The 22,623-nt window shown below is 64.3% G+C and carries 22 protein-coding genes; 12 read left to right on the top strand and 10 right to left on the bottom strand.

Annotated features, from left to right (window positions below):
• Window position 1: 1 nt before the first annotated feature.
• From ACN9M2_RS09645 to ACN9M2_RS09635, 3 genes are read right to left on the bottom strand one after another with little or no spacing between them, the layout of a single operon-like run.
• Complete coding sequence (locus ACN9M2_RS09645) at window positions 2-1,210, bottom strand: acyltransferase family protein (protein ID WP_426284488.1); 1,209 nt, start codon at window positions 1,208-1,210, stop codon at window positions 2-4.
• The gene (gene galE / locus ACN9M2_RS09640) at window positions 1,186-2,163 is read right to left on the bottom strand and encodes a UDP-glucose 4-epimerase GalE (protein WP_426284486.1); all 978 of its coding nucleotides are present in this window, start codon (window positions 2,161-2,163) and stop codon (window positions 1,186-1,188) included. The genes ACN9M2_RS09645 and galE overlap by 25 nt, the downstream gene beginning before the upstream one ends.
• A gap of 54 nt (window positions 2,164-2,217) precedes the next feature.
• Window positions 2,218-3,669, bottom strand: a complete 1,452-nt coding sequence (locus tag ACN9M2_RS09635) for an undecaprenyl-phosphate glucose phosphotransferase (protein WP_426284483.1) — start codon at window positions 3,667-3,669, stop codon at window positions 2,218-2,220.
• A gap of 182 nt (window positions 3,670-3,851) precedes the next feature.
• On the opposite strand from ACN9M2_RS09635, the gene ACN9M2_RS09630 reads away from it, so the two are divergent.
• The 7 genes from ACN9M2_RS09630 to ACN9M2_RS09600 all read left to right on the top strand — a co-directional run bounded on the left by ACN9M2_RS09630 (window position 3,852) and on the right by ACN9M2_RS09600 (window position 10,713).
• Window positions 3,852-3,977, top strand: coding sequence for a hypothetical protein (locus tag ACN9M2_RS09630; RefSeq protein ID WP_426284481.1), 126 nt, complete (start codon window positions 3,852-3,854; stop codon window positions 3,975-3,977).
• Between the two features lie 102 nt (window positions 3,978-4,079).
• Complete coding sequence (locus tag ACN9M2_RS09625; RefSeq protein WP_426284478.1) at window positions 4,080-4,412, top strand: hypothetical protein; 333 nt, start codon at window positions 4,080-4,082, stop codon at window positions 4,410-4,412.
• 127 nt (window positions 4,413-4,539) lie between these two features.
• On the top strand, window positions 4,540-5,655 hold the full coding sequence (locus tag ACN9M2_RS09620) for a polysaccharide biosynthesis/export family protein (RefSeq protein ID WP_426284476.1): 1,116 nt from the start codon (window positions 4,540-4,542) through the stop codon (window positions 5,653-5,655).
• A gap of 45 nt (window positions 5,656-5,700) precedes the next feature.
• On the top strand, window positions 5,701-7,038 hold the full coding sequence (locus tag ACN9M2_RS09615) for a UDP-glucose dehydrogenase family protein (protein ID WP_426287846.1): 1,338 nt from the start codon (window positions 5,701-5,703) through the stop codon (window positions 7,036-7,038).
• Window positions 7,039-7,046: 8 nt separating this feature from the next.
• Window positions 7,047-7,712 carry a YjbF family lipoprotein gene (locus ACN9M2_RS09610; protein ID WP_426287845.1) on the top strand — a complete coding sequence of 222 codons (666 nt, stop codon included), beginning with the start codon at window positions 7,047-7,049 and terminating at the stop codon, window positions 7,710-7,712.
• Window positions 7,709-8,500 carry a capsule biosynthesis GfcC family protein gene (locus tag ACN9M2_RS09605; RefSeq protein ID WP_426287844.1) on the top strand — a complete coding sequence of 264 codons (792 nt, stop codon included), beginning with the start codon at window positions 7,709-7,711 and terminating at the stop codon, window positions 8,498-8,500. The genes ACN9M2_RS09610 and ACN9M2_RS09605 overlap by 4 nt, the downstream gene beginning before the upstream one ends.
• Window positions 8,500-10,713 carry a YjbH domain-containing protein gene (locus ACN9M2_RS09600; protein WP_426287843.1) on the top strand — a complete coding sequence of 738 codons (2,214 nt, stop codon included), beginning with the start codon at window positions 8,500-8,502 and terminating at the stop codon, window positions 10,711-10,713. The genes ACN9M2_RS09605 and ACN9M2_RS09600 overlap by 1 nt, the downstream gene beginning before the upstream one ends.
• On the opposite strand, the gene ACN9M2_RS09595 is transcribed toward ACN9M2_RS09600, so the two are convergent.
• The gene (locus ACN9M2_RS09595) at window positions 10,714-11,151 is read right to left on the bottom strand and encodes a low molecular weight protein-tyrosine-phosphatase (RefSeq protein ID WP_426287842.1); all 438 of its coding nucleotides are present in this window, start codon (window positions 11,149-11,151) and stop codon (window positions 10,714-10,716) included.
• A gap of 55 nt (window positions 11,152-11,206) precedes the next feature.
• Between ACN9M2_RS09595 and ACN9M2_RS09590 the strand changes: the two genes are divergently transcribed.
• Window positions 11,207-11,833, top strand: coding sequence for a phosphatase PAP2 family protein (locus ACN9M2_RS09590; RefSeq protein WP_426287841.1), 627 nt, complete (start codon window positions 11,207-11,209; stop codon window positions 11,831-11,833).
• A 41-nt stretch (window positions 11,834-11,874) separates the two neighbouring features.
• On the opposite strand, the gene ACN9M2_RS09585 is transcribed toward ACN9M2_RS09590, so the two are convergent.
• Window positions 11,875-12,435, bottom strand: a complete 561-nt coding sequence (locus ACN9M2_RS09585) for a TetR/AcrR family transcriptional regulator (protein WP_426287840.1) — start codon at window positions 12,433-12,435, stop codon at window positions 11,875-11,877.
• Between the two features lie 96 nt (window positions 12,436-12,531).
• Here ACN9M2_RS09585 and ACN9M2_RS09580 point away from each other — a divergent pair, with 96 nt between their 5' ends.
• Entirely contained in the window at window positions 12,532-13,179 is a 648-nt protein-coding gene (locus ACN9M2_RS09580; RefSeq protein ID WP_426287839.1) for a glutathione S-transferase, read from the top strand.
• Window positions 13,180-13,231: 52 nt separating this feature from the next.
• Here the strand turns inward: ACN9M2_RS09580 and ACN9M2_RS09575 are convergent, their stop codons facing one another.
• The 3 genes from ACN9M2_RS09575 to ACN9M2_RS09565 all read right to left on the bottom strand — a co-directional run bounded on the left by ACN9M2_RS09575 (window position 13,232) and on the right by ACN9M2_RS09565 (window position 18,179).
• Window positions 13,232-16,339, bottom strand: coding sequence for an efflux RND transporter permease subunit (locus ACN9M2_RS09575; RefSeq protein WP_426287838.1), 3,108 nt, complete (start codon window positions 16,337-16,339; stop codon window positions 13,232-13,234).
• Entirely contained in the window at window positions 16,336-17,490 is a 1,155-nt protein-coding gene (locus ACN9M2_RS09570) for an efflux RND transporter periplasmic adaptor subunit (RefSeq protein ID WP_426287837.1), read from the bottom strand. The genes ACN9M2_RS09575 and ACN9M2_RS09570 overlap by 4 nt, the downstream gene beginning before the upstream one ends.
• A 74-nt stretch (window positions 17,491-17,564) precedes the next feature.
• Window positions 17,565-18,179, bottom strand: coding sequence for a TetR/AcrR family transcriptional regulator (locus ACN9M2_RS09565; protein WP_426287836.1), 615 nt, complete (start codon window positions 18,177-18,179; stop codon window positions 17,565-17,567).
• A gap of 86 nt (window positions 18,180-18,265) precedes the next feature.
• Between ACN9M2_RS09565 and ACN9M2_RS09560 the strand changes: the two genes are divergently transcribed.
• Window positions 18,266-19,717 (top strand): efflux transporter outer membrane subunit, encoded by a 1,452-nt coding sequence (locus ACN9M2_RS09560; protein WP_426287835.1) that lies wholly within the window; start codon window positions 18,266-18,268, stop codon window positions 19,715-19,717.
• A gap of 25 nt (window positions 19,718-19,742) precedes the next feature.
• Here ACN9M2_RS09560 and ACN9M2_RS09555 read toward each other — a convergent pair whose 3' ends face one another.
• Together ACN9M2_RS09555 and ACN9M2_RS09550 are read right to left on the bottom strand one after the other, a co-directional pair.
• Complete coding sequence (locus ACN9M2_RS09555) at window positions 19,743-20,540, bottom strand: LytR/AlgR family response regulator transcription factor (RefSeq protein ID WP_426287834.1); 798 nt, start codon at window positions 20,538-20,540, stop codon at window positions 19,743-19,745.
• Entirely contained in the window at window positions 20,537-21,655 is a 1,119-nt protein-coding gene (locus ACN9M2_RS09550; RefSeq protein ID WP_426287833.1) for a sensor histidine kinase, read from the bottom strand. Before ACN9M2_RS09550 ends, ACN9M2_RS09555 begins: the two co-directional genes overlap by 4 nt.
• Window positions 21,656-21,834: 179 nt before the next feature.
• On the opposite strand from ACN9M2_RS09550, the gene ACN9M2_RS09545 reads away from it, so the two are divergent.
• Both ACN9M2_RS09545 and ACN9M2_RS09540 read left to right on the top strand, forming a co-directional pair.
• Complete coding sequence (locus ACN9M2_RS09545) at window positions 21,835-22,209, top strand: hypothetical protein (protein WP_426287832.1); 375 nt, start codon at window positions 21,835-21,837, stop codon at window positions 22,207-22,209.
• A 59-nt stretch (window positions 22,210-22,268) separates the two neighbouring features.
• On the top strand, window positions 22,269-22,610 hold the full coding sequence (locus ACN9M2_RS09540; RefSeq protein ID WP_426287831.1) for a hypothetical protein: 342 nt from the start codon (window positions 22,269-22,271) through the stop codon (window positions 22,608-22,610).
• Window positions 22,611-22,623: the final 13 nt, after the last annotated feature.

Genomic DNA, 22,623 nt, shown 5'->3' with positions numbered 1-22,623 from the left:
GTCAGCCCGCCGCGCCTTCCGCCGAACGGGCATCGCGCGCGCGGCGTGCCGCCAGCGCTTCGATCACGCGCTTGCCCAGCGCCTGCCCCGGCACCTCGACGAAGCGGTAGGTCACGCTCGATACCAGCACCGTACCCGCCAGCGCGAGCACCGCCGTCGCCACGAAGTAGAGGTCGGGGCTCAGGCGTTCGCCGGCGTGCACCGCCGCCAGCACCTTGCGCGCCACCTGAAGCATGAAGAAATGCGTCAGGTAGCCGCTGAAGCTGATCTTGCCGATGTGCTGCAGCGGGCGATTCACCAGCCAACGGTAGGGTTGGCGAAAGAGACACAAGGCCAGCAACGCGAAGGCCGCCGCGTATACGAACACCGCCCGTGGGTCATCCAGCCACTGCGGCGCGAGTGCCAGGATGGCCACCGAAAGCACGAACCAGCAGGCATTGCGCCGGCGGTCGCCCTCGCGGAAGAAAGCCGACAGCTTTCCGGCGTGGCCGAACATCACGAAATAGGCGCAGATACCGAACAGGAAGACGGGCAACTGGTTGGGCAACCACACGAACACGTAGCGCTGCCACAGATCCGCGTCGTCGATCGGCGGGTGGCGAAGCAACCACGGCCAGGTAAGCACCGCGAGCAGCAGGAACGCCGCCAGCGCGGCCAGCGCCCGCGGAAAGCTGCGCAACGCCAGGAACACCAGCGGAAAGACGATGTAGAACGACATCTCGACGCCGATCGACCAGCCACCAGGGACCACGTCGTTGGCGCCCAGCAACCAGGCCGGGTTCCATCCATTGGTGAAGCTCAACGTGCCGAGCACCGTGCCCAGGGGTGGCAGTGCCTGTCCTTTCATCAGCACGGGAGCAAGGCAATACACGCCGAACGCGAGATAGAACATCGGTGCGATACGGAACACCCTTCGCACATAGAAGTTCAGCCACGGCGTGTCTTCCCGGGTGCGCTTGCCTGCCGAGAGGAACAGGGTCAGCGCGCTGACCACGAAGAACAGTTGCACGCCGCGCGCACCCTGTGCCGCATAACGGCTGAGCCACGGCGACATCAGCGCCTGGTGGCCCATCGCCTGGTAGATTTCCACGTTGCGCTGGGCGTGGCTGAGCAGCACGCCAACGATCGCCAGGCCACGCAGCGCATCGATGAAGTCGAGCTGAACTTTCGGCTGCGCCTGCACGGTCAGAAGCGCGGCTGGAGGTGCCACTGCCACGCGCTGGCGAGGATATCGTCCAGCACCGTGATCCGTGGCTGCCAGCCAAGGCGCCGGCGGGCTTGCAGGCTCGACGCCACCAGCGTCGCGGGATCGCCGGGACGGCGCGGTGCGAACGCATGCGGCACCGGCCTTCCCGTGACGCGTTCGGCAGCCGCGATCACCTCGCGTACGCTGAAACCCTCGCCGTTGCCGAGGTTGAACGTGAACGCGCCTTCGTTCTCCTCCAGGAACTGCACGGCCAGCAGGTGCGCCGAGGCGAGATCGTTCACATGGACGTAGTCACGCACGCAGGTGCCGTCACGCGTGTCGTAGTCGTCGCCGAATACCTTCAGGGCGGCGCTCTGGCCGAGCACGGCCTTCAATACATTGGGAATCAGGTGGGTTTCGGGGTCATGCGCCTCGCCGATGGAGGCCGAGGGATCGGCACCGGCCGCGTTGAAGTAACGCAGCGCCACCGAGCGTAGCCCGTATGCACGGGCCGCATCGCCCAGCACTCGCTCGATCATCAGCTTGCTCTGGCCGTACGGATTGATCGGGTCGGTGGGATGCGACTCATCGATGGTGTCGCTCCTGGGATGCCCGAACACCGCAGCCGTCGAGGAAAAGACCAGTCGCTGGATGCCGGCTTCGCGCATGGCGGCCAGGAGCACCAGGGTGTTGCCCACGTTGTTCCGGTAGTACTGGTAGGGATCGATGACCGACTCACCGACCAGGGACCGGGCGCAGAAATGGATCACCGCGTCGAACTTGTGCGTGGCGAACAAGCGCCACAAGGTCACCGCGTCGCCGATATCGCCATGAACGAACGGCACGTCGGCATCCACCGCTTCGCGGTGGCCCGTCGAAAGGTCGTCGTAGACGACGACCTCGTGCTCATTCGCGACCAGGTATCGCACCATGTGCGAACCCACGTATCCCGCGCCGCCACAGATCAGAAACTTCAAAGATTGCCTCAGTTCGCGATTGAAATGTTGGGGGAGCGCGATCGAATCGCGCTCCTAGCCGGTCTCTTCACTGGCCGTGTTGGCCGTAGCCGCAGGCATCGAGGGTCCGGCGGGGAGCGGCACCGATGCGCTCGCCTCGCTATGGATGAAGCCCTTGAAGATGGTCAGGAAGATGATGCGGAGATCGAACGCCAGCGACCAGTGATTGATGTAGTAGAGGTCGTACTCGATGCGCTTCACCAGGTCGGTATCGCCGCGCCACCCGTTGATCTGTGCCCATCCCGTGATGCCGGCCTTGACCAGGTGCTTGTGCATGTAGCCGGCGATCTCGCCCTTGAACTTCTCCACGAACATGGGTCGCTCGGGGCGCGGTCCCACGATGGACATGTCGCCGCGGAGCACGTTGATGAACTGCGGCAGTTCGTCGAGGCTGGTTTGCCGGATGAAGCGGCCGAAGCGCGTCGTGGTTTTACTCTGCGCATTGCCCCACTGGACACTCTTATTCTTCTCCATGTCCACGGGCATGGAACGGAACTTCAGCATCTCGAATTCCTTGCCGTCCAGGCCGACGCGGACCTGCCGGTAGAGCACCGGACCGGGGCTGGAAAGCTTCACGCCGATCGCGAGGAACAGCATCAACGGACTGATCATCAACAGGATGGCGCCGGCGATGATTCGATCCTCGATGGCTTTCAGTATCCACGCATGCCCATGCAAAGGGCTCTCGCGAAGGGTAACCAGAGGCACGCCCGCGCAATCTTCCATGCGGTGGTTGATCAACTGCCTGCCCAGCAGGTCCGGCACGAACTTGACCGTCAACACGCGCTCGTCCATGCGATCGAGCACGTAGCTGATCGCGCGGTTCGCGCTCACGGGCAAGGCGACCAGCACCTGGTCCCATTCGCCACGATCGAGGATCTCATCGAGATGCAGGAGTGAACCGGCCAAGGGCACGTTTGGCGGAACGCCGTGATCGTGGCTGGTCTTGACGTACGCGGTGATCTTCATGCCGAGACCGAGGTTGTCTTCGACCTGACGAACCATGTGGATGCCCGCTTCGGTGGCACCGATGAGCAGGCAGCGCTTCATGCCGATACCGCGATGGTGCAGATAACGCAACGAGAGCACCGCGACGAGTCGCACCGACGCCATCAATACAAGACCCAGCACGAAGGTCAGCGATACCCATCCGCGCGAGTAAAGCTCACCGACCTTTAGCAGATAACCGAGCGCGATCATGCCCGCGAACGCGCTGGTCCACGATGCTGCTATGCACAAGAATTGGCTTACGGGGCGCTCACCGAGGGGCTGCTCGTAGACCTTGAAGACGATCGAGGCCGCCAGCGTCATGAGCAAGAGAAGGATCAGCGCGACAGCGTATACGCTGCTCATGCTGAACGTATCGAAACGGACGAAGTAGGCCAGATAGGCCGCAGCGATCACGCAAAGGGGATCGGCGGCACGAAGCTCAAGATCCAGTAACGCATTGAATTTTGTCAGTTGCATGACATGTACCCTCTGCCGACGCGACAACGACCGGCCATGCCGGCGTGCCCAGGTACGTGCCCCCTGTAGGGCCGCCATGTCCTGTTCCTAGGAATCTGGATGGCCCAACACGTTTTCGACCGAACCCCGTTGAACGCCGGGTCCAGCCTGAAAGTGTTCGAACTTGCTTGTTGCGATGATGCATGCTGCATCGCGACGAAAATGCGGGCAATCCGACAGCGCCGATTCTGCGGGGCGTGTCACAAAAACAGTTGCCGGAAACACCTGTTCAGCTGATTGCCTTGACCATCGACGAGGGATGGCAGTGAATGCAATGCGTACTGCGCGCACTCGCGCTCATTCATGAACGTGTTCATGAACGCGTACATGCATGTGGTACGCACCCTTCCCCTCGCACGGAGAACACGCCAGTGAGACGCTTACTTTTTGCATGCACCATTCTTGCCATCGCGGCACCGTTGTGGGCGCAGAGCCAGCGACAGCCCAATGAATCCAATCCATCGAACAACGCGCAAAACAGCGCGCAAAACCCGCGTGTAGCGACGCCGAACCAGGCGCGCCAGGCCTCGAAGGGTGCCCTCACGCCCGCACGTGTCGGTCCGGGTGCCGCCGCAGTGGCAGCCGCTGCAGGTGCCACCGCGAACGATACCAACGGCACCGGAAACGACGGAACAGGAGGCACGGGAGGTACCGGCGGCACGGGTGGAACCGGTGGCACGGGCGGAACGGGAGGCACGCATTGATCTCCCTGAACGGCGGTCTGGACGTCTAAATGTCCATTAACGTTCCAGCACCGTTAATAATGGATCGGTTTAAGTACGTCGACGGCGTCCCGCCATGCGGCGCCTCGATTGAAGGATCCCGTAAACGATGAAGTTCCTGCCGACTCTCGGTCTGGCCGGGTGCTGTCTGTTATTGCACGCATGCATCCTGGCACCCGGCCAGCACATGAAAACCGGCGAATTGAACGACAAGGAAAGCGCAACGGGCAGCCGCTACCAGCTGATCCCGATCACGCCGAAACTGATCGCGATGGACCGTGCCAGCACGGTCGCTCCCGGTATCGACCCCGCCCTGACCGCCTATCGGCCCGATTCCTATCGCATCGGTCCCGGAGATTCGCTCTACATCACCGTGTGGGAGCACCCGGAGCTGACCTCGCCCGCGGGCTCGCAACAGCAGACGGCCGCGAATGGCCGTCTGGTGCGCCCCGACGGCACGCTGTTCTACCCGTATGTCGGCCTGCTCCATGCTTCCGGCCTCACCGTGGAAGAACTCCGCGTGGCGATCACCGATCGCCTGACCAAGTACGTCGAGAAGCCCCAGGTCGACATCAGCATCGTCAGCTACGCCAGCCAGAAGGTCACGCTCGGCGGTGCCTTCGTGAAAACCGATCCCCAGGACATCACGGTGACGCCGCTGACGCTTGCTCAAGCGGTGGGCGCCGCCGGGGTCAATGCGCAACTCGCCGACCTCTCCGACGTGGTGCTTCGCCGCGACAACCGCGAATACCACCTGGATCTCGACGCGCTGTCGCATGCGCAGCAGGGTCCGCAGGACATCTACCTGAAGGGTGGCGACAGCATCTACCTGCCCTACAACGATCGCCACGAGGCGTACGTGATCGGCGAAGTGCTGCGTCCACAGGCCATCTCGTTCAAGACCAGCGACCTCAGCCTCACCCAGGCGCTGGGTCGTGCGGGCGGCCTCAACCAGACCAGCGCCAAGGGCAAGGCCGTCTATGTGATTCGCGGTGTCGAGGACATGGAAAAGGCGCCCGCGACGATCTACCAGCTCGACAATACGTCGCCCTCCGCTTTCGCGGTGGCGTCGAAGTTCTCGGTCAAGCCAGGCGACGTCGTCTTCGTCGGCCCCGCCGGGATCACCCGCTGGAACCGTTTCATCAGTCAGCTGCTTCCACTGTCCGGCCTGATCAGCAACGCGGCCAACGCCCAGTACAACCTGGATCGCGATCGCCAGCTTTGATAGAGGCGGCTGGCTCCACATTTTCTTGCTAAACAGGCGATACAGATGAAGGTCACTATTTTCGGCACCGGTTATGTTGGGCTGGTCACGGGCGCCTGCCTCGCGGAAATGGGCAACCATGTGGTTTGCGTGGATGTCGACCAGGCGAAGGTCGACGGGCTTCGCAACGGCGTGATCCCCATCTTCGAGCCAGGCCTGGAGCCCATCGTCCGGCGCAACTACGCTTCGGGCCAGTTGGATTTCACCACCGATCCCGCACCGGCGATCGCACACGGCGAACTCATCTTCATCGCGGTGGGCACGCCGCCGGACGAGGACGGCAGCGCCGACATGAAGTACGTGCTGAGCGTGGCGCGCACCATCGGCGAGCACCTCGACCGCTATGCGGTGGTCGTCAACAAGTCCACGGTACCGGTCGGCACGGCCGACCGCGTGCGCAAGGCGATCGACGACGTACTGGGTGAACGCGGTGCGGCGGTCGATTTCGACGTGGTCTCCAATCCGGAGTTCCTGAAGGAAGGCGACGCGGTCGAGGATTGCCTGCGCCCGGACCGCATCGTCGTCGGTTCGTCCAGCGAGCGCGCCGTGGCCCGCCTGCGCAAGCTGTATGCACCCTTCAACCGCAATCACGATCGCATGGTGGTGATGGACGAACGATCGGCCGAACTGACCAAGTACGCCGCGAACGCGATGCTGGCGACCAAGATCAGCTTCATGAACGAGATCGCGAATATCGCCGAGCGCGTCGGCGCCGATGTCGAACTGGTACGCCAGGGCATCGGTGCCGATCCGCGCATCGGCTATCACTTCATCTATCCCGGCGCCGGCTACGGTGGCTCGTGCTTTCCGAAGGACGTGCAGGCGCTGGAGCGGATCGCCCGTGGCCACGGCTACGATGCGCGCCTGCTCGGCATGGTCGAGGCGGTCAACGCCCAGCAGAAAACGCGCCTGTTCGCACAGATCCAGAAGCATTTCGATGGTGACGTGGCGGGCAAGACGGTCGCGCTGTGGGGTCTGGCCTTCAAGCCCAACACCGATGACATGCGCGAGGCACCGAGCCGCCGCCTGATGGAGGCACTGTGGGACGCCGGCGCCAAGGTCCGCGCCTACGATCCGGAAGCGCGCGCGGAAACGACGCGCATCTACGGCGAACGCGACGACCTCGTGCTTTGCGACAACGCGTACGACACCCTGCAAGGCGCCGATGTGCTCGCCCTGGTCACGGAATGGAAAGCCTTCCGCAGCCCGGACTTCGCACGCATCAAGGCCGCGCTGAAGAATCCGGCGATCTTCGATGGCCGCAATCTTTATGATCCGCGCGTGGTCGAGGACGCCGGCATCGCCTATTACGGCATCGGCCGCGGCCGTTCGCTGCAGCGCTGAAGGGCACGGTGTTCGCGCTGCGATACCTTTCTTTCGGCGGACTGGCTCTGGTGCTGGCGGTTGCAGGTGGCTGTTCGTCCGTGTCGCGGGGCAGCCTCGAAGCGGTGCGCCTCGCCATGCACGGCGAGAAGGTCGAGCCGACGGCGGCATCGGTCGCCGCCACGCCGTACTTCCAGCTCCAGGTGAATGGGCCGGAGGGCGAGGCCATCCTCGTCCTCGCCAAGACCGAGCACGGGCAGCTCGGCTGGTACGGCACCGGCAACGATATCGTGTTCACCCGTGACGGCGTGGTGGTGAAGACCGTCGGCCTGCCGCAGAACCTCGACGACTCGGCCTTTCCTTCGGGCAATCCCTTCACGGCGGGCCTGCAACGGTCGAACGGACCGCTCGACTACACGCGACGGATGGACTGGTCGCCAGGCTACCGTTACGGCGCGGTCGTGCAGGCCCATCTCGAACCGAAGGCGATGGAGGACGTGGCCATCCTCGGCACCGTCCACCACCTGCGACGCATCGACGAACATCTCAGCGTGCCCGGCCTTGGCGCGCGCATGACCAACCGGTACTGGGTGGACCCCACCGACGGCTTCATCTGGAAAAGCAGGCAATACATCGCTCCCGGCGTCCCGCTCGAATTGATCCAGTTGCGGCCCTACCGGGAGGACGCGTCGTGAAGCGCGCCATTCGCATCCTGGGCCTGCTGCTGTGCGCGCATGCGCTGCCGCTGATGGCGCAGGCGGCGACGATCCAGGTCACCACCGAAGGTGCCGTGGGCCAGGCCGGTCCGGCCGCCTATCCGTCCGACGCGCGGCTTTCCGCCGTGGCCGTGGCGGCCAAGGTCGATCCGGAGGCTTATATCCTCGGCGCGGCGTGGCTACAGCCCGCCTTGCAGCGCGACCAGCTGCGCCTTCGCGCCGGTCTCGATTACGAACTCGGCGCCATCCGCCGGCAAGCGCTGGGCGGCGGGAACATGCCCTTGGCCGAAACGGCGGCCGCGTTCCAGGCGTGGATCTCGACACGGCCGATCACCGGCCGCCGCACCGGCGCGGCGCTGGACCCTGCCCGGCTCGAGGTGACGCCCGCCGAGGACTGGCCGGTGCATGCCGGCGATACCCTCTTCTATCCACGGCGCCCCGTGGACATCCGCGTTGTCGGTGCGGTGGACAAAGCATGCCGCCTGGCGCAGGTTCCATGGCAGGATGCGCGGCGTTACCTTGCCAGCTGCCCTGTATCCGCCGCCGCGGACCCCGACCTGATCTACGTCGTGCAACCCGATGGCGCGGTCTTCGCCCAGAACATCGCCTTGTGGAATCGCGACTTGCCACGGCCGCTCGCACCGGGCGCGTGGATCTACGTGCCGTTCGACCGGCATGCGATCGCCGGCGCAGCCGACGAGACCTTCAACCGCGACGTGGCCGACTTCATCTCGACCCAGCTCCTGAGCGACGAGGGCTGGCGATAATGCGCGCGCCACGCATGCCACGGCTCGCCATGCGGCGAACCGCGTTGCACGGTTGCTGCCGCGCGGGCTTCGTCCTGTGGGTCGGAGGAGCCACCGCCCTGCACGCGCAGGAAGCCTATACGCAAAGCGATTTCGGCGGCGTCGGCCTGCTGCAGACACCGACCGCGCGCATGGCGCGCGAAGGCGAATTCAGCTTCGTCCTCAGCCGGACCACGCCGTACACCAACTACAACGTGTCGATGCAGGCGCTGCCGTGGCTGGAGGCTTCCTTCCGTTACACCAATGTCAGCAACCGGCTGTACGGGCCGCGTTCGCTCAGTGGAAGCCAGACCTACAAGGACAAGTCGATCGACGCGAAAGTAAGGATCTGGGAAGAAAGCCGTTGGTTGCCCGCGGTGGCGGTGGGTGCGCGCGACGTCGGTGGCACGGGCCTGTTCTCCAGCGAATACGTGGTGGCCAGCAAGCGTGCGGGACCCTTCGATTTCAGCCTGGGCCTGGCCTGGGGCTACATGGGCGCGCGCGGCGACATCGCCAATCCCCTGAATTTCATCAGCAGCCGGTTCGAGACGCGGCCCACCAGCAGCACCGGCACCGGCAACTTCAGCACCAACAAGTTTTTCCGTGGACGTCCCGGTTTCATCGGCGGCATCGAATACCGCTCGCCCTGGCAATGGCTTTTGCTGAAAGCGGAACTGGACGGCAACGACTATAAACACCAGCCACAGAACAACAACCAGCCACAGCGCTGGCCGGTCAACCTGGGCGCCGTGTTCCGCCTGAATCGCAACGTCGACCTGACGCTGGGATACGAGCGCGGCGAGGTAGCGACCGCGGCGATCAACCTGCATAGCAACCTCGCCACCCACGTCGATCCACCGAAGACCTACGATCCCAAGCCCGAGGCGGTGGCATTCGAGTCCACGCCGGTCGAAGCACCCCCGGCCAGCGCGGCCTCGGCCGACGCCAACCCCGCCAACCCCGACGCCACCCCGCGTGCGGCGCCGGAACAGGTGGACTGGCCGGAAGTGGCTGCCGCCTTGCGCGACAATGCCGGCATCAACGTCAGCAGCATCGGCCGCCGCGGTTCGGAACTCGTGATCCACGGCCAGCAGGACCGCTTCTTCTACAGCGCCGAGGGCGTCGGCCGCGCCACGCGCATCATCGACAACCGCGTGGATCGCAGCATCGACTGGCTTACCGTGGCCAGTGAACGCAACGGCCTGAAGACCGTGGAAACCAGCGTGCACCGGCCGCGCTTCCTCGAGTTGCTCGATCATCGCATCGACCTGCCCACGTTCCGGCGCAGCGTCGAGCAAGACCCGGTGACGGCGCGCGAGGAAGAAGTGCTTTACCGCGCGCCGCTGAAACGCTTCAGCGGCGGCTTCTCGCTCGGCTACCAGCAGAACCTGGGCGGCCCGGATGCCTTCGTGCTGTATCAGGTGTACGGTGCGGCCTCGGGCACGTTCAACTTCACCCGCAACCTGTGGCTGGACGGCGTCGTCTCGCTCAACCTCTTCAACAACTACGACAAGTTCAAGTACGACGCGCCAAGCAACCTTCCGCGGGTGCGCACGAACCTTCGCCAGTACCTCACCAGTTCCGACCTCACCCTGCCGAACTTCCAGCTCACCGGCACCCACCGCCTGGGCGAGGACCTCTACGGCATGGCGTACGCCGGCATGCTGGAAAGCATGTACGGCGGCGCGGGCGGCGAAGTGCTGTACCGTCCCTTCGGCGAGCGCTGGGCGGTGGGTGCGGACGTGAACTGGGTGAAGCAGCGCGGCTTCGACCAGGATTTCTCGTTCCGGCGTTACCACGTCATCACCGGACAAGCGACCGGTTACCTGGATACCGGCTTCCATAACGTGACCCTGGCGGTGAGCGTGGGCCGCTATCTCGCCGGCGATTGGGGCACCACCATCGACGTGTCACGCGAATTCGCCAATGGCGCGCGCATGGGTGCCTACGCCACGGTCACCAACAAGTCGGGCAGTTCCGGCTACGGCGAGGGCAGCTTCGACAAGGGTATCTATGTATCGATTCCGTTCGACATGCTGCTTCCGCATTCGTCGCGCAGCCGCGCCACCCTGCTCTGGCAACCGCTGATCCGTGACGGTGGCGCGCGCCTGAACAAGCGCTACACCTTGTATACGCTGACCAACGACCTCGACAGCGACCTGTTCGACAAGAACCTTGGAAAGATCAGCGAGTAGCTAGAGGTAACGCAACCAGCTGTCCACGCCCCTGTCGATCAGGCCGTACACATGTTCATAGGCGGGACGCTGCTGGCGATATGGGTCGGGAATGTCCTTGCCCTCCACCCAGCGATCCAGCAGGAACACTTTCCCGCTGACCTCCGGTGCCATCCGGCCGATGGCGGCGACATGGCTTTTCTCCATCGCGAGGATCAGGTCGGACTGGCGCAGGAGCGCGGTATCCAACTGGCGGGCGCGGTGCGGCTCTCCGTCGATGCCGTGCTCCCGCAACAATTGAAGCGAGGTCTCGTCCATGGGATAGCCCTTCATGGCGCTGAGGCCGGCGCTTCCGATCTGCACGTCGCGGCCTTCGCCCAGCCGATGACGCAAGAGGTATTCCGCCGTGGGGCTGCGGCAGATGTTGCCCACGCAGGCAATGAGTATTCGCTGGAACATAGACGCCATCATAGACGATGGATACGCTGCACATGATACGGATCGAACGCGACGCATGACGATATGGACCGCCATCACCAGCTTCGGCGACAGCGCATTGCTGCTGCCGTTGATCGCATGGATCGCGATCTGCCTGTTGCTGCCCACGCCGGGATGGCGCGACGCACGCCGCTGGGCGATCGCCGCGGCGATATGCGGAGGCGGCGTGATGCTTTCCAAGCTGCTGTTCATGGCCTGGGGCATCGGGCCTCCCGGCCTGAACTACACCGGCTTCAGCGGACACACGGCACTCGCCATCCTGGTATGGCCGACCCTCGCGGGCGTCCTTTCCCTGGGCGGCACACGGCGCCAACGCCTGTCCATGATCGCCCTCGGTGCATGCGTGGGTGCCGCCGTCGCGGTCTCGCGCCTGGTGCTGAAAGTGCACAGCCCGTCTGAAGTCTGGCTGGGCGCGATCCTCGGTGCCGCCGTGGTCACCTGGTTCCTGCGCGGACTGATGCGCGGCGAGGTCAACGCCAGGTCCGCCGATCCGTGGCGCCTCGCCCTGCTCGGTGGCGGCGCCGTGGCGATCGGCCTGGTCTGCTATGGCCGCGTGTTTCCCTCTCAGCACGTGTTGCAGGACATCGCGCTATGGCTGAGCGGGCATCCGAACGTGTTCACGCGGCGCGTGGGGCTGGGGTAAAAAACTCAGCGAATGCCGGCTAGATCGAGCATGTCGTTGCGTTACGGGATGAGGCCCGCCGTCTGATAGGCCTCGATCGCACGATCGTAAAGGGCGATGTCGTTGAACCCGCGTGAGACCAGTTGTGCACCCTCGACCGCTGCGTAGATGGCGAGTGCCCGCGCCCCTGCGTCCTTCATAGCGGGATCTTTTGCCGCTTGAAGCGCGCGGGTCAGCCACTCGACGTTGGCCTCGGAAAACCGGATCACTTCATCCTGAACTTCAGGCGGCAACTCGTCACGTTCGGCAGCCATGATGCCGCACATGCACATGCGGTTCCCATTGGCCAGCGCGCCCCGAAAGACACCCGTATACCGCTGCATGAAAGTGGACGAATCCACTCCCTCATCGAAAAGCGATCCGAGGTACGCGCTCATCTCCGCCGTGTACTGGCGTGCGAGTTCAGCCCCGAGAGCTCCCTTCGTCGGGAAGTGGTAATGGACGCTCGCGCTCTTGATGCCGACGGCCGTCGCGATGTCCCGAAAGCTCAGGGCGGCGTAACCGTTGGCCTGCACCATCCTGCGGGCTACAGCCAGGATGGACTGGCGGGTGTCAGCGTTCATTACGGGATTCTCCGACCTGTTTACCTATCGATTGATAGGGGTTGACGGGCCGAATTGCAAGTCGCATTATCTATCTATCCATAGATAGGTGAATCCATGAAGATCCATGATATCCCCGGCTTTCCCAACCCCCTCCGCGTCCGCGTCGTCCTGGCGGCCAAGGGCCTGCTCGACAAGGTCGACTTCATTCCGGTGGACCTCCCCGGGGCGGAACACAAGCAGCCTCCGTTCCTGGCCATCAATCCGACCGGCACCGTGCCCGTCCTCGAGCTCGATGACGGCACATACATTTCCGAGTGCACGGCCATCACCGAGTATCTCGACAACCTCGACGGCAACCCGATCCTGACCGGAAAGACCGCGCTCGAAAAAGCGATGGTCCACATGATGCAAAAGCGCGCCGAGTCCGAGCTCATCGATGCCATCGGCATCTACTTCCACCACGCGACTCCCGGCCTGGGCGAAGCCTTGCAGCCGTATAAGCATCCCGAATGGGAAGGCCGCACCTACTGGGGCGAGATGCACCGTGAAAAGGCGCTGGCGGGCATGCACTACTTCGACGGCGTCCTGCGAAAGCAGCCGTACATCGCCGGAGATTTCTTTTCGATGGCCGATGCCACCGTCCTCGGCGGCCTGCTGTTTGCCTACTACGCCCAGATTCCGGTTCCCTCGGCGTTGACGGCGCTCCTCGAATGGAAAGACCGGGTCGACCAGCTGCCGGCCGTGAACCTGGCCTCCGCCTGACGCCCTCATCCACTGACAAAAAAGGCACGACCCTTGCGGGCCGTGCCTTTTTTTATGCCATTTCGGTCGGCGTGTGGTCGATCGCCGGCACGGCCGTCGGGTCGATGTCCGGATCGGGTCGGATGCGGAACCAGATGGCATAAAGCGCCGGGAGGAACAACAGCGTCAGCACCGTTCCACCGATGGTCCCGCCAATCAGCGTGAACGCCAGCGAGCCCCAGAAGACGGAGAACGTCAGCGGGATGAAGGCGAGCACGGCCGCGAGCGCCGTCAGGATGACGGGGCGGGCGCGCTGTACGGTCGCCTCGACCACGGCGTGGTAGGGATCGAGCCCCTGGTGCTCATTGGTATGAATCTGCCCGATGAGGATGAGCGTGTTACGCATGATGATGCCGGCCAAGCCGATAAGCCCGAGAATGGCATTGAAGCCGAACGGCTGGTGAAAAAGGATGAGCGTGGGCACCACGCCGACCAATGCCAGCGGAGCCGTCGCCAGAATCATCAACATGCCAGAGATGGACCGCACCTCGAACACGATGACCACCATCATCAGCAAGAGCATCAGCGGGAAGACGGCTGCCAGTGCCTTGTTCGCCTTGGCGGCTTCCTCGAGCGCCGCGGCCGTATCGATGTGGTAGCCGGCGGGCAACGCGTCGACCATCGGCTTTAGATCCTTGATGAGCTGCATCGATACATCCGGCGGCTGGAACGCCTCGCCGATATCGCCGCGCACGGTGATGGTCGTCATGCGGTCGCGCCTGCGAAGAATGGGATCCTCCATTCGCACCTCGCTGTGACCGACCTGGTCGAGCGGAATGCGCTTGCCCGAAGACGACACGAGGCTGAACCCCTGGAGGCGCGCCGGGTCGAGACGCTCGTCGCCTGAGCTGCGGGCCACGACGTCGACCGAGCGGATGTCTTCGCGTACCCGCGTGACCGTCGCACCGGTAAGGAAAAACTGCAGCTGGCTCGCTGCATCCTGCGACGTCAACCCGAGGGCATTGAGACGGTCCTGGTCGAGCACGAAATGGATCGTGGGCACACGCTCGCCCCAGTCGGTGTTTACCGTGCGCATCGCCGGGTTCTTGAGCATGACATTTTTCACGTCCGCCGCAATCCGGCGTACTTTTTCCTCGTCCGGGCCTGAAACCCGGAAAGCCACCGGGAACGGTGAATACGGGCCGAAGACAATCTGTGTCGCACGGACACGCGCTTCGGATGCGAGCCCATTCTGCGCAGCTTCCCACACCCGCCGCTTGAGCATTTCACGGGTTTGTTCGTTGTCTGTCAGCACCACGATCTTGGCGAACGACGGGTCCGGAAGCTCGGGCGCAATGGCAAGGTAAAAGCGCGGCGCGCCCTGCCCGATGTAGCTGGTGACGATCTTGGCTTCGGGCTGCTTGCGAAGCCAAGCCTCGACCTCGGTCACCGCCTTCGTCGTGGCGTTGATCGAGCTTCCTTCAGGCAACTGGATTTCGATGAGCACTTCGGGACGGTCGGACGCCGGGAAGAACTGGTTTTTGACGAAGCCCATGCCGAAGACGGCAATGACGAACAATCCCACCGTCGAGCCTGCGATTAGCCACTTGCCGCGGACCGCCCACGCGATGAGGCCTCGGAGCTTCTTGTACCTTGGCGTGCCGTAAATGGCCGCATGCCCACCATGCACCGGCTTGATGTCCGGCAACAACTTGACGCCCAGGTAGGGCGTGAACACCACGGCAACGAGCCAGGACGTGAGCAGCGAGAACATCACCACCCAGAAAATGTTGCCGGCGTACTCACCTGCGGTCGACTTTGCGAAGCCGACCGGCATCAGTCCGATGGCCGTCACCAGCGTACCCGCGAGCATCGGTGCCGCGGTGTGTCCCCATGCATACGTGGCCGCGGCCACCCGGTCGCGCCCCTCTTCCATCTTCACCACGATGGTTTCGATGATGATGATCGCGTCGTCGACCAGAAGACCCAGCGACAGGATGAGCGCGCCCAGGGTGATTCGATCGAAGTCACGCCCGGTCGCGAGCATGATGACGAAGACGCCCGCCAGTGTCAGGGGAACGGCAGCCGCGACTACGATGCCGACACGAAAGCCGAGACTCACGAGGCTGACGGCAATGACCACGGCGAGTGCGACGAAGAACTTGAGCATGAACTCGTCGTACGCTTCGGCGATGTTGACCGCCTGGTCGGTGATTTTCGTAAATGACAGCCCGACCGGCAATTCGCGGGCGATGTCGGCCGCCTCGTGTTCGAGTGCCTTGCCGAGCTCCAGGCCGTTGTACCGATCTTTCATCACCACGCCGAGGACGATCGCCGGTTCGCCCTGGTTGCGAATGAGGAACGTGGCGGGGTCTTCATAACCGCGCCGAACGGTCGCGATGTCCGACAGACGAAGCGTGCGCCCATTGCTCACCACAGGCGTCTGGCTGATACGGTCAAGCGAATCGAACGCGCCATCGAGGCGCACGACGACCTGGGGACCCGTGGTGTCGATCGAACCGGCGGGGGTCAGCAGGTTCTGGGCGTTGAGCGCGGAGAACACGGCGGACGGGGCGATACCGAGGGTGGTCAGGCGCTCGTGCGAGAACTCGACGTAGATGCGTTCGGGCCGTTCGCCGATGATGTTGACCTTTTTCACACCGGCCACGTGCAGGAGCCTCTGGCGGAGCGTCTCGGCCTCACGAACCAGCGCGCGGTGTGGTTCGCCCTTTGCCTTCAATGCATAGAGCGCGAAAGTCACATCGGCGTATTCGTCGTTGACCAAGGGGCCGATGACGCCCGGGGGCAGCTTCGCCGCCTCGTCACCAAGCTTCTTCCTCGCCTGGTAGAACTCCTCGGGCACGTCGGCGGGTGGCGTGTCATCGCGCAACGTCAACGTGGTGAAGGCGAGCCCGGGCCTGGTGAAGGTCTCACTGCGGTCGTACCACTTGAGCTCCTGGAGGCGTTTTTCCAGCGGCTCCGCAACCTGGTCCTGCATCTCGCGGGCCGTGGCGCCCGGCCAGGCTGTAACGACCGTAAGGACCTTGACGGTAAAGCTCGGGTCCTCGGCGCGGCCCAGGTGCAGGAATGCAAACAACCCGGCACAGGAGATGGCGACAATCAAGAACAGGGTCACCGACCGCTCGCGCACCGCGAGCGCCGAGAGATTGAATCCGCTCATCGTGCGGCCCCCGCAACATTCGCACCGCCCTTGCTGTCTGGCGTCACCGCAGGCTTGGTTGCATCCGTGCCTGGCATGTCGGGCAGGCGCACCTGCTCGCCCTCGTGGAGCTGGTGTGCACCGAGTGCGACGAAGCGATCTCCGGGGGCGAGGCCCGATGCCACCGATGCGGTCTCCTCGCCCACGCCCGAGAGGCGGACAGGCTTCCAGCTGACCGCGTGGCTCTTGCCGTCGATGACCCAAACACCGGGGCCCTTGCCCGCGTCATAAACGGCTGCGAGCGGAATTTCGATGGTGCCCTCGCCCGGCTGGTCGAGGCGAATCACCACCGTGGCGCCAAGCGGTGCATTGGCGGCGTCACCCTCGAGCACGAAACGCGCTTCGAACGTACGCGTTGCCTCGTCGGCCGACTCGGAAAGTTGGCGCAGGCGTGCCTGACCACCCTGCCCGGTCGATCCGAAGATCGTGGCACTCGCCGTCGAACCGATTTTCGGACGCACCGTTTCGGGCAGGTCGACGAGCGCCTCCCGCGGACCGGCATGGGCGAGACGAACAACCACCTGTCCGGCCGTCACCACCTGGCCGGGCTCGCCCAGGGTATCGACCACCGTCCCGTCGGAGTCCGCCGTGAGAACCGAGTAGCCGGCCTCGTTGGACGACACGCGCGCCTGGGCTTCCGCCGCTTTCAGTCTTGCCGCGGCCGCTTCCGATGCTGCTTTCGCCTGGTCATAGGCCGAGGCCGACACCGCTCCGGCACTGACGAGGCCCCGAAAGCGCTTCTCGTCTGCCGCCGTTTGCAACGCTTGCGCACGAGCACCTTCGACCGCCTGCATCGCTGCCATGTCGGCCAGCGCGAGATCGGTCCTGTCGATACGCATCAGGGGCTGGCCCGCGTGGACCACCTGCCCTGTATCGACCAGGCGTTCGACGATTTTTCCTGGCACACGAAAGCCAAGGTTGCTCTGTACCCGGGCCGAGACCACACCCGTGTAGGTGCGACTCACAAGCTGCGCGGCACTCGCCGTCTGCGAACGCACAAGAGGGGCTTCGAGCCTCGGATCAGCCTGGTTCTGGGAACAGGCGGCCAGGACGACGGCGGCGACAGGGGCCAGGACCCGCGGGACCCGGCCCCGAAAGGCAACGTGCAACATGATGGCTTCCGAAAGAAACAGGGAGCATCAGTGTCGGTGTCTAGTGACCCATTTGTCAATTGGTCACTAAGATCTTAAGGAGCAAGGCTCCGGAGAACCAGTCCCAGGACAACCTCCAGACCCGCAGGCGCCCCGTCGAGATCGAGTTGGAGCATCACGGGATTCGTAAACGGCGACGTGGCGAACCAGATGCCGCAGCAGACATCTTCGATAGGTGTTTTCTTCTCGAAAGCCCCCGCGTCCCGCCCCTCCTGGACCAGCGTGGTCAGGCGTGCCAGGAGCATCCTGGCGTAATGTTGCGAGCTCCCCCACTGTTCCGCGCAGGAGTGGGAGACGACGTCGTAAAGCTGTCGATCGTTGAAAAACTGTTCGAGGCTTTGCTTGAGAATCTCGCGGAAAAAGGCACGAAGACGCTCATTCGGACCGTCCGCCGCCTCGACTGCCGCTTCAACGGCCGAGAGCTGCCCCGTGAGGGTACGGGTACAGATAGCCTCACCGATGGCCTGCTTCGAGTCGAAGAACTTGTAGATGTACGCCTTCGAAAAACCGATGGCCTTGGCCAGGTCCGACACCGTCGTCTTGGCATATCCGAACCGGCTGAAATACTCGTCGGCGGCTTCGATGATCTGATCCCGCACCGATACCGAGGCGAGTGGATCAGGAGTGGGAGCGGGCGCTGTGCTGGTCATGGGGGTGACAGTACAACCCCTATGGTCTTCTTGACAACGAGTGACCATTTCGTAATATGGTCACATTTAATCGTCAGAGTTCACCCATGTCATCCCTTCCCCGGCTCGTACTTGCCGCGTCCCTCGCGGCGGCCCTGCAAGCGTGCGCCGTCGGCCCTGATTACAAGACGCCCCCCACCATCGACCCGGCGACCGGCTTCCATTCGGCCGCGGCGGCTTCGATCCGATCGGGGCAGACAGCCGACGCCTCACAATGGTGGAACTCGTTTGGCGACCCTACGCTTGCCGCGCTCGTTGATCGTGCCATGCAGGCCAACCTCGATCTCGCCCGCGCCGAGGCCCGCGTCCTCCAGGCCCGCGCGGGAGTTACCAGCGCGACCGCGTCGCTCGCACCAAGTGGCGCCATCGATGTCTCCGGCGGCCGGGCGAAACAATCTCTCGAAACGCCACTCGGGCGTGTGCTCAACGGCACGCCGGGCTTCGACCGATACGGCAGCCTCTACGAAGGTGACGTCTCGGTGGGTTGGGACATCGACATCTTCGGGGGACGCCGGCGCGAACGCGAGAGCGCCCTTGCCAGCTATCAGGCAGCGAGGGCCGAGGGCATCGCAGTCCGTCTCGCCGTCCAGGCGGAGGTCGCACGCACCTATGTCACCATTCGCGAACTTCAAGGCCGCCTCGCTGTTGCCAAGGACCAGGTCAAGACGCAGGAGCGCCTGACGTCGACCATACGCATGCAGTTCGATGCGGGCGTCGCCCCCGAGCTCCAGCTACGCCAGACCGAGGGCGTCCTCGCGCAAGTCAGCGCGGCCATCCCCGATCTCGAATCGAGCCTCGAAGCCACAGGCAACGCGCTCGATGTCTTGCTCGGGCAACAACCCGGTACGGCACTTCGTGAGCTCCCTGCCAATGCTCCCGTGCCCACGCCTCCCCGCGTCGACACCATGGACGGCCCGGCGGGGTTGCTGCGCCGTCGACCGGACATCATCGCCGCCGAGCGGCAACTCGCCGCGACCAATGCGAACATCGGTGCGGCAATCGCGGAGTACTACCCCTCGTTTTCGCTCTCGGCGCTTGCCGGCACGGCAACGACCACCGCGGGCCACCAGTTCACGGGACCCGCGAACCAGGCGTCGGCCATGCTCGGTCTGCACTGGCGGCTGTTCGATTTCGGGCATATCGACGCGGATATCAAACGGGCAAAGGGCGCCCATGCCGAAGCGCTCGCCAATTACCGGCTGACGGTCCTGCACGCCAGCGAGGAAGTCGAAGACAGTCTGACGGAGCTGGTCAAGCGCGAAGCCCAGGCACAGATCCTCGCCGGCGGCGAAGATGCGCTCACCAAGGCACAAACGGCGTCTCGAAAGGCCTTCGAAGGTGGCGCGGTGAGCATCATCGAGGTGCTCGATGCCGATACGCGACTCCTTGCGACACGAGACGCACGCGTTCGGGCCAACGCGGCCGCGACCCGTGCCGCGATCTCATCGTTCCGTGCCCTGGGCGGCGGCTGGGATGCCCCATCCGCGAAGGCACCCTGACCCGAGGACACCGGCGGCAAATCGATCAACTTTGAGGCGAAATATCGCCACGCGCCGACACCAGTCGCAGGAAGGCTTCGCGCTGGTATCGGCTCATGCGCAACTTCTGGCCCGTATCCATCGTCACCACGTGGTGCCCGTTGAACCAGGGATGTATCGCCTGCACCCGGCGCACGTTGATGATGGCAGACCGATGGACCCGGGCGAAATGCTTCGGGTCCAGCCGCTCGGCCAGCGTAGCCATCGTCTCGCGCATCTCGTGCACGCCGTCCATCAGGTGGATCTCGACCGCGTTGCCGTTGGCCTTGATCCAGACGATGTCGTCGACATCGATGAAGGTGACCTGGTCGCGCGTGCGGATGGGAATGCGGTCGAGGTAACCCTCACGCCGGCGCAACGCCTCCAACACCTGCTGGATGGCTTCGCTGCCCGCGGCGCCCACGCCGGGCGTACCGGGCGCGGTCAGCCTCGTCTTCACCCGCTGCAGCGTCTGCACGAAGCGGTCGCGGCTGAAGGGCTTGACCAGGTAGTCCACGGCATTGGCTTCGAAGGCACGCACGGCGTAGTTCTCGAAGGCGGTGACGAACACGGTGGCCGGCATCCTCGCCGGGCCGATCGCGGCCACCACGTCCATGCCGTCCATGCCGGGCATCTGGATGTCGAGGAAGACCACGTCGGGCGAATGCTCGCGGATCGCCTGCACCGCGGACAGCCCATCGCCATATTCGCCGGCCACGTGGACCTGCGGGTCCTCGCCCAACAGGCGAACGATGGCGCGCCGTGCGATCGGCTCGTCATCCACGACGAGGGCGGCGATGGTCATACCGTGTCGATCTCCGGTGAATCGTCCAGGTCGTCGATGCGCCGGAACGGTACATGGATGCGGCAAGCGACACCTTCGGGCCAGAGCATGTCGAGACGTACCTGCCCCGCATCGCCGTACAACTCGTACAGGCGCAGCTGCGTGTTCGAAAGACCCACCCCATGTCCCTTGCGCGCACGGCTTCCTTCGCCATTCTCCAGGGTACTGTTGCGATTGCGCACCTCGATGCAGAGCAGATCGCCCTCGCGGCGGCTCTCGATCTCGATGATGTCGCTGCCTATCCGCTCGCTGATGCCGTGGTGGATGGCGTTTTCCACGATGGGTTGCAGGATCAGGCTGGGCACCGCGCAATCCAGCGTATCCGGCGCGACGTAGATCCGCACGGTAAGACGGTCCTTGAAGCGCATGGCCTGGATGCCGAGGTAGAGGTCCAGGAGCACGAGTTCGCGCCGCAAGCTCACTTCCTGGCCATCGTAATCTTCGAGAAATGCGCGCAGGAGATCGCTCAGGCGCAACAGCATGTCCTCAGCGGACAGCGTGTCTTCCTTGAGCAGCGTGGCGATCGCGTGCAGCGTGTTGAACAGGAAATGCGGCTGCAACTGCGACTTCAGTGACTGCAAGCGCGATTGGGCGAGTTCGGCGGCCATGCGGCTCGCCTCCATCTCGCGACGGTTCTTTTCCTCGCGAAACTGCAGCGCTTGCTGGATCGCGAACAATGACCAGTACGTCAGCAATCCGGTGGCGAAGTGCTGGCCGAGGAACTGCCGGAACTGCTCAGCGAAGGAGCTGGGTTCGAACGGCGCGGAAATCAGCGCGCCGATGAAGAGCGACAGCAGCGTGACGCCAATGCTTGCCGCGATGGGAACGTAAAGGTCACGCCACCGGGCCACGCCGATGACCGGATATCTCGCCGCCAGCTCGAACACGGCGGGTGCCAGGGCGGCCCAGGTGTACCACTGGATCATCGACCAACGCAGGTAATCCGTGGCGTCCCAGGTGTGTCCGGACAGGGCGTCCTGTTGATAACGCTGCACGGCGAAGACGACGACCACGACCGTCCACAGGGCGATATAGCGCCTCCATCCGATGTCGGTCGTGCCGAGGCGAAGCTTCATCACAGGGTATCCAGGAAGAGTGCGAGGCCATCTTAGACGCAGTTTCCAACGGGGGAGAAGCATTCCTTTCGCCATCTACGATTCGCCCCGGCCCTCCTACGATTCGTCCCGGATGCGTTGTCCAGATGGCCCGCGCGAGGGCCAGATAGGGGCGTCATCGACCGACTCAGGAGAGTCCCATGTCATCGATCCGCGCCGCCATTGTCGTTCTCGCCCTCGCCACTGTCGTGTCCACCGCTGCCTTTGCCGGAGACCTCACGAGGTTGCCGGTGGAGAAGCGCGAGGTGAGCTTGTTCACCGTGGTCAATGCCACTTTCGACAGCGTGACCGGACTGGCCACGGCGCCGGCGAACTCCCAGGCCTTCGAGGATGTCACGCTCGGCGCCGCCCTGCCCGGCGGCCTCACCTCCGCCACCGTACGCCTGCCGCCGGGCGACTGCCTGCGTGATGTGCGCGTGACCTTCCAGGGTGGACGCAGCCAGGTCTTCCCCGGCGTGGACGTGTGCCGGTCGCACGGCCTGCGCCTGGGTACGCAACCTACGCAGCCGAGCTAGGTGCGTCGCCGGCGTGCGGCGGCTACGCTAGCGGACCTCCATGGAACCGCCGGCGACCGATGACACGACCCGATCCCCAGAGCGACGCCGGCCAATGGCTCGACCGACTGCTCGAAGCGCGTGCCGCCGAGGCGCAGGCGGCCCACGACACGGCGTTGGCCGCCGACGAGTTGCGCCGATACCAGAAATTCGCCCGGCCGGGGCAGCCTTCGGCGCACATCGTGCAGCTTCGTCAGAAGCAGGCGGCGGCGCGCCAGGCCAGTGCGCGTTCCCGGCAGGCCTTCCTCAAGGCCGCCGTGGAATTCGTGCGCACCGCCGGCCTCACGCCGCCCCCCAGGACATCGCTCGATGCCTTCGTTACCGCGTGGATCGACACGCACGTGGCGAAGCACGGCGACTGAAGAAGACATCCTG

This window comes from Luteibacter sp. E-22 (assembly GCF_049913125.1).
GTDB lineage: Bacteria > Pseudomonadota > Gammaproteobacteria > Xanthomonadales > Rhodanobacteraceae > Luteibacter.
Note: the sequence above shows the minus strand (reverse complement) of the source record. Positions and strands in the feature narration are given on the sequence as shown.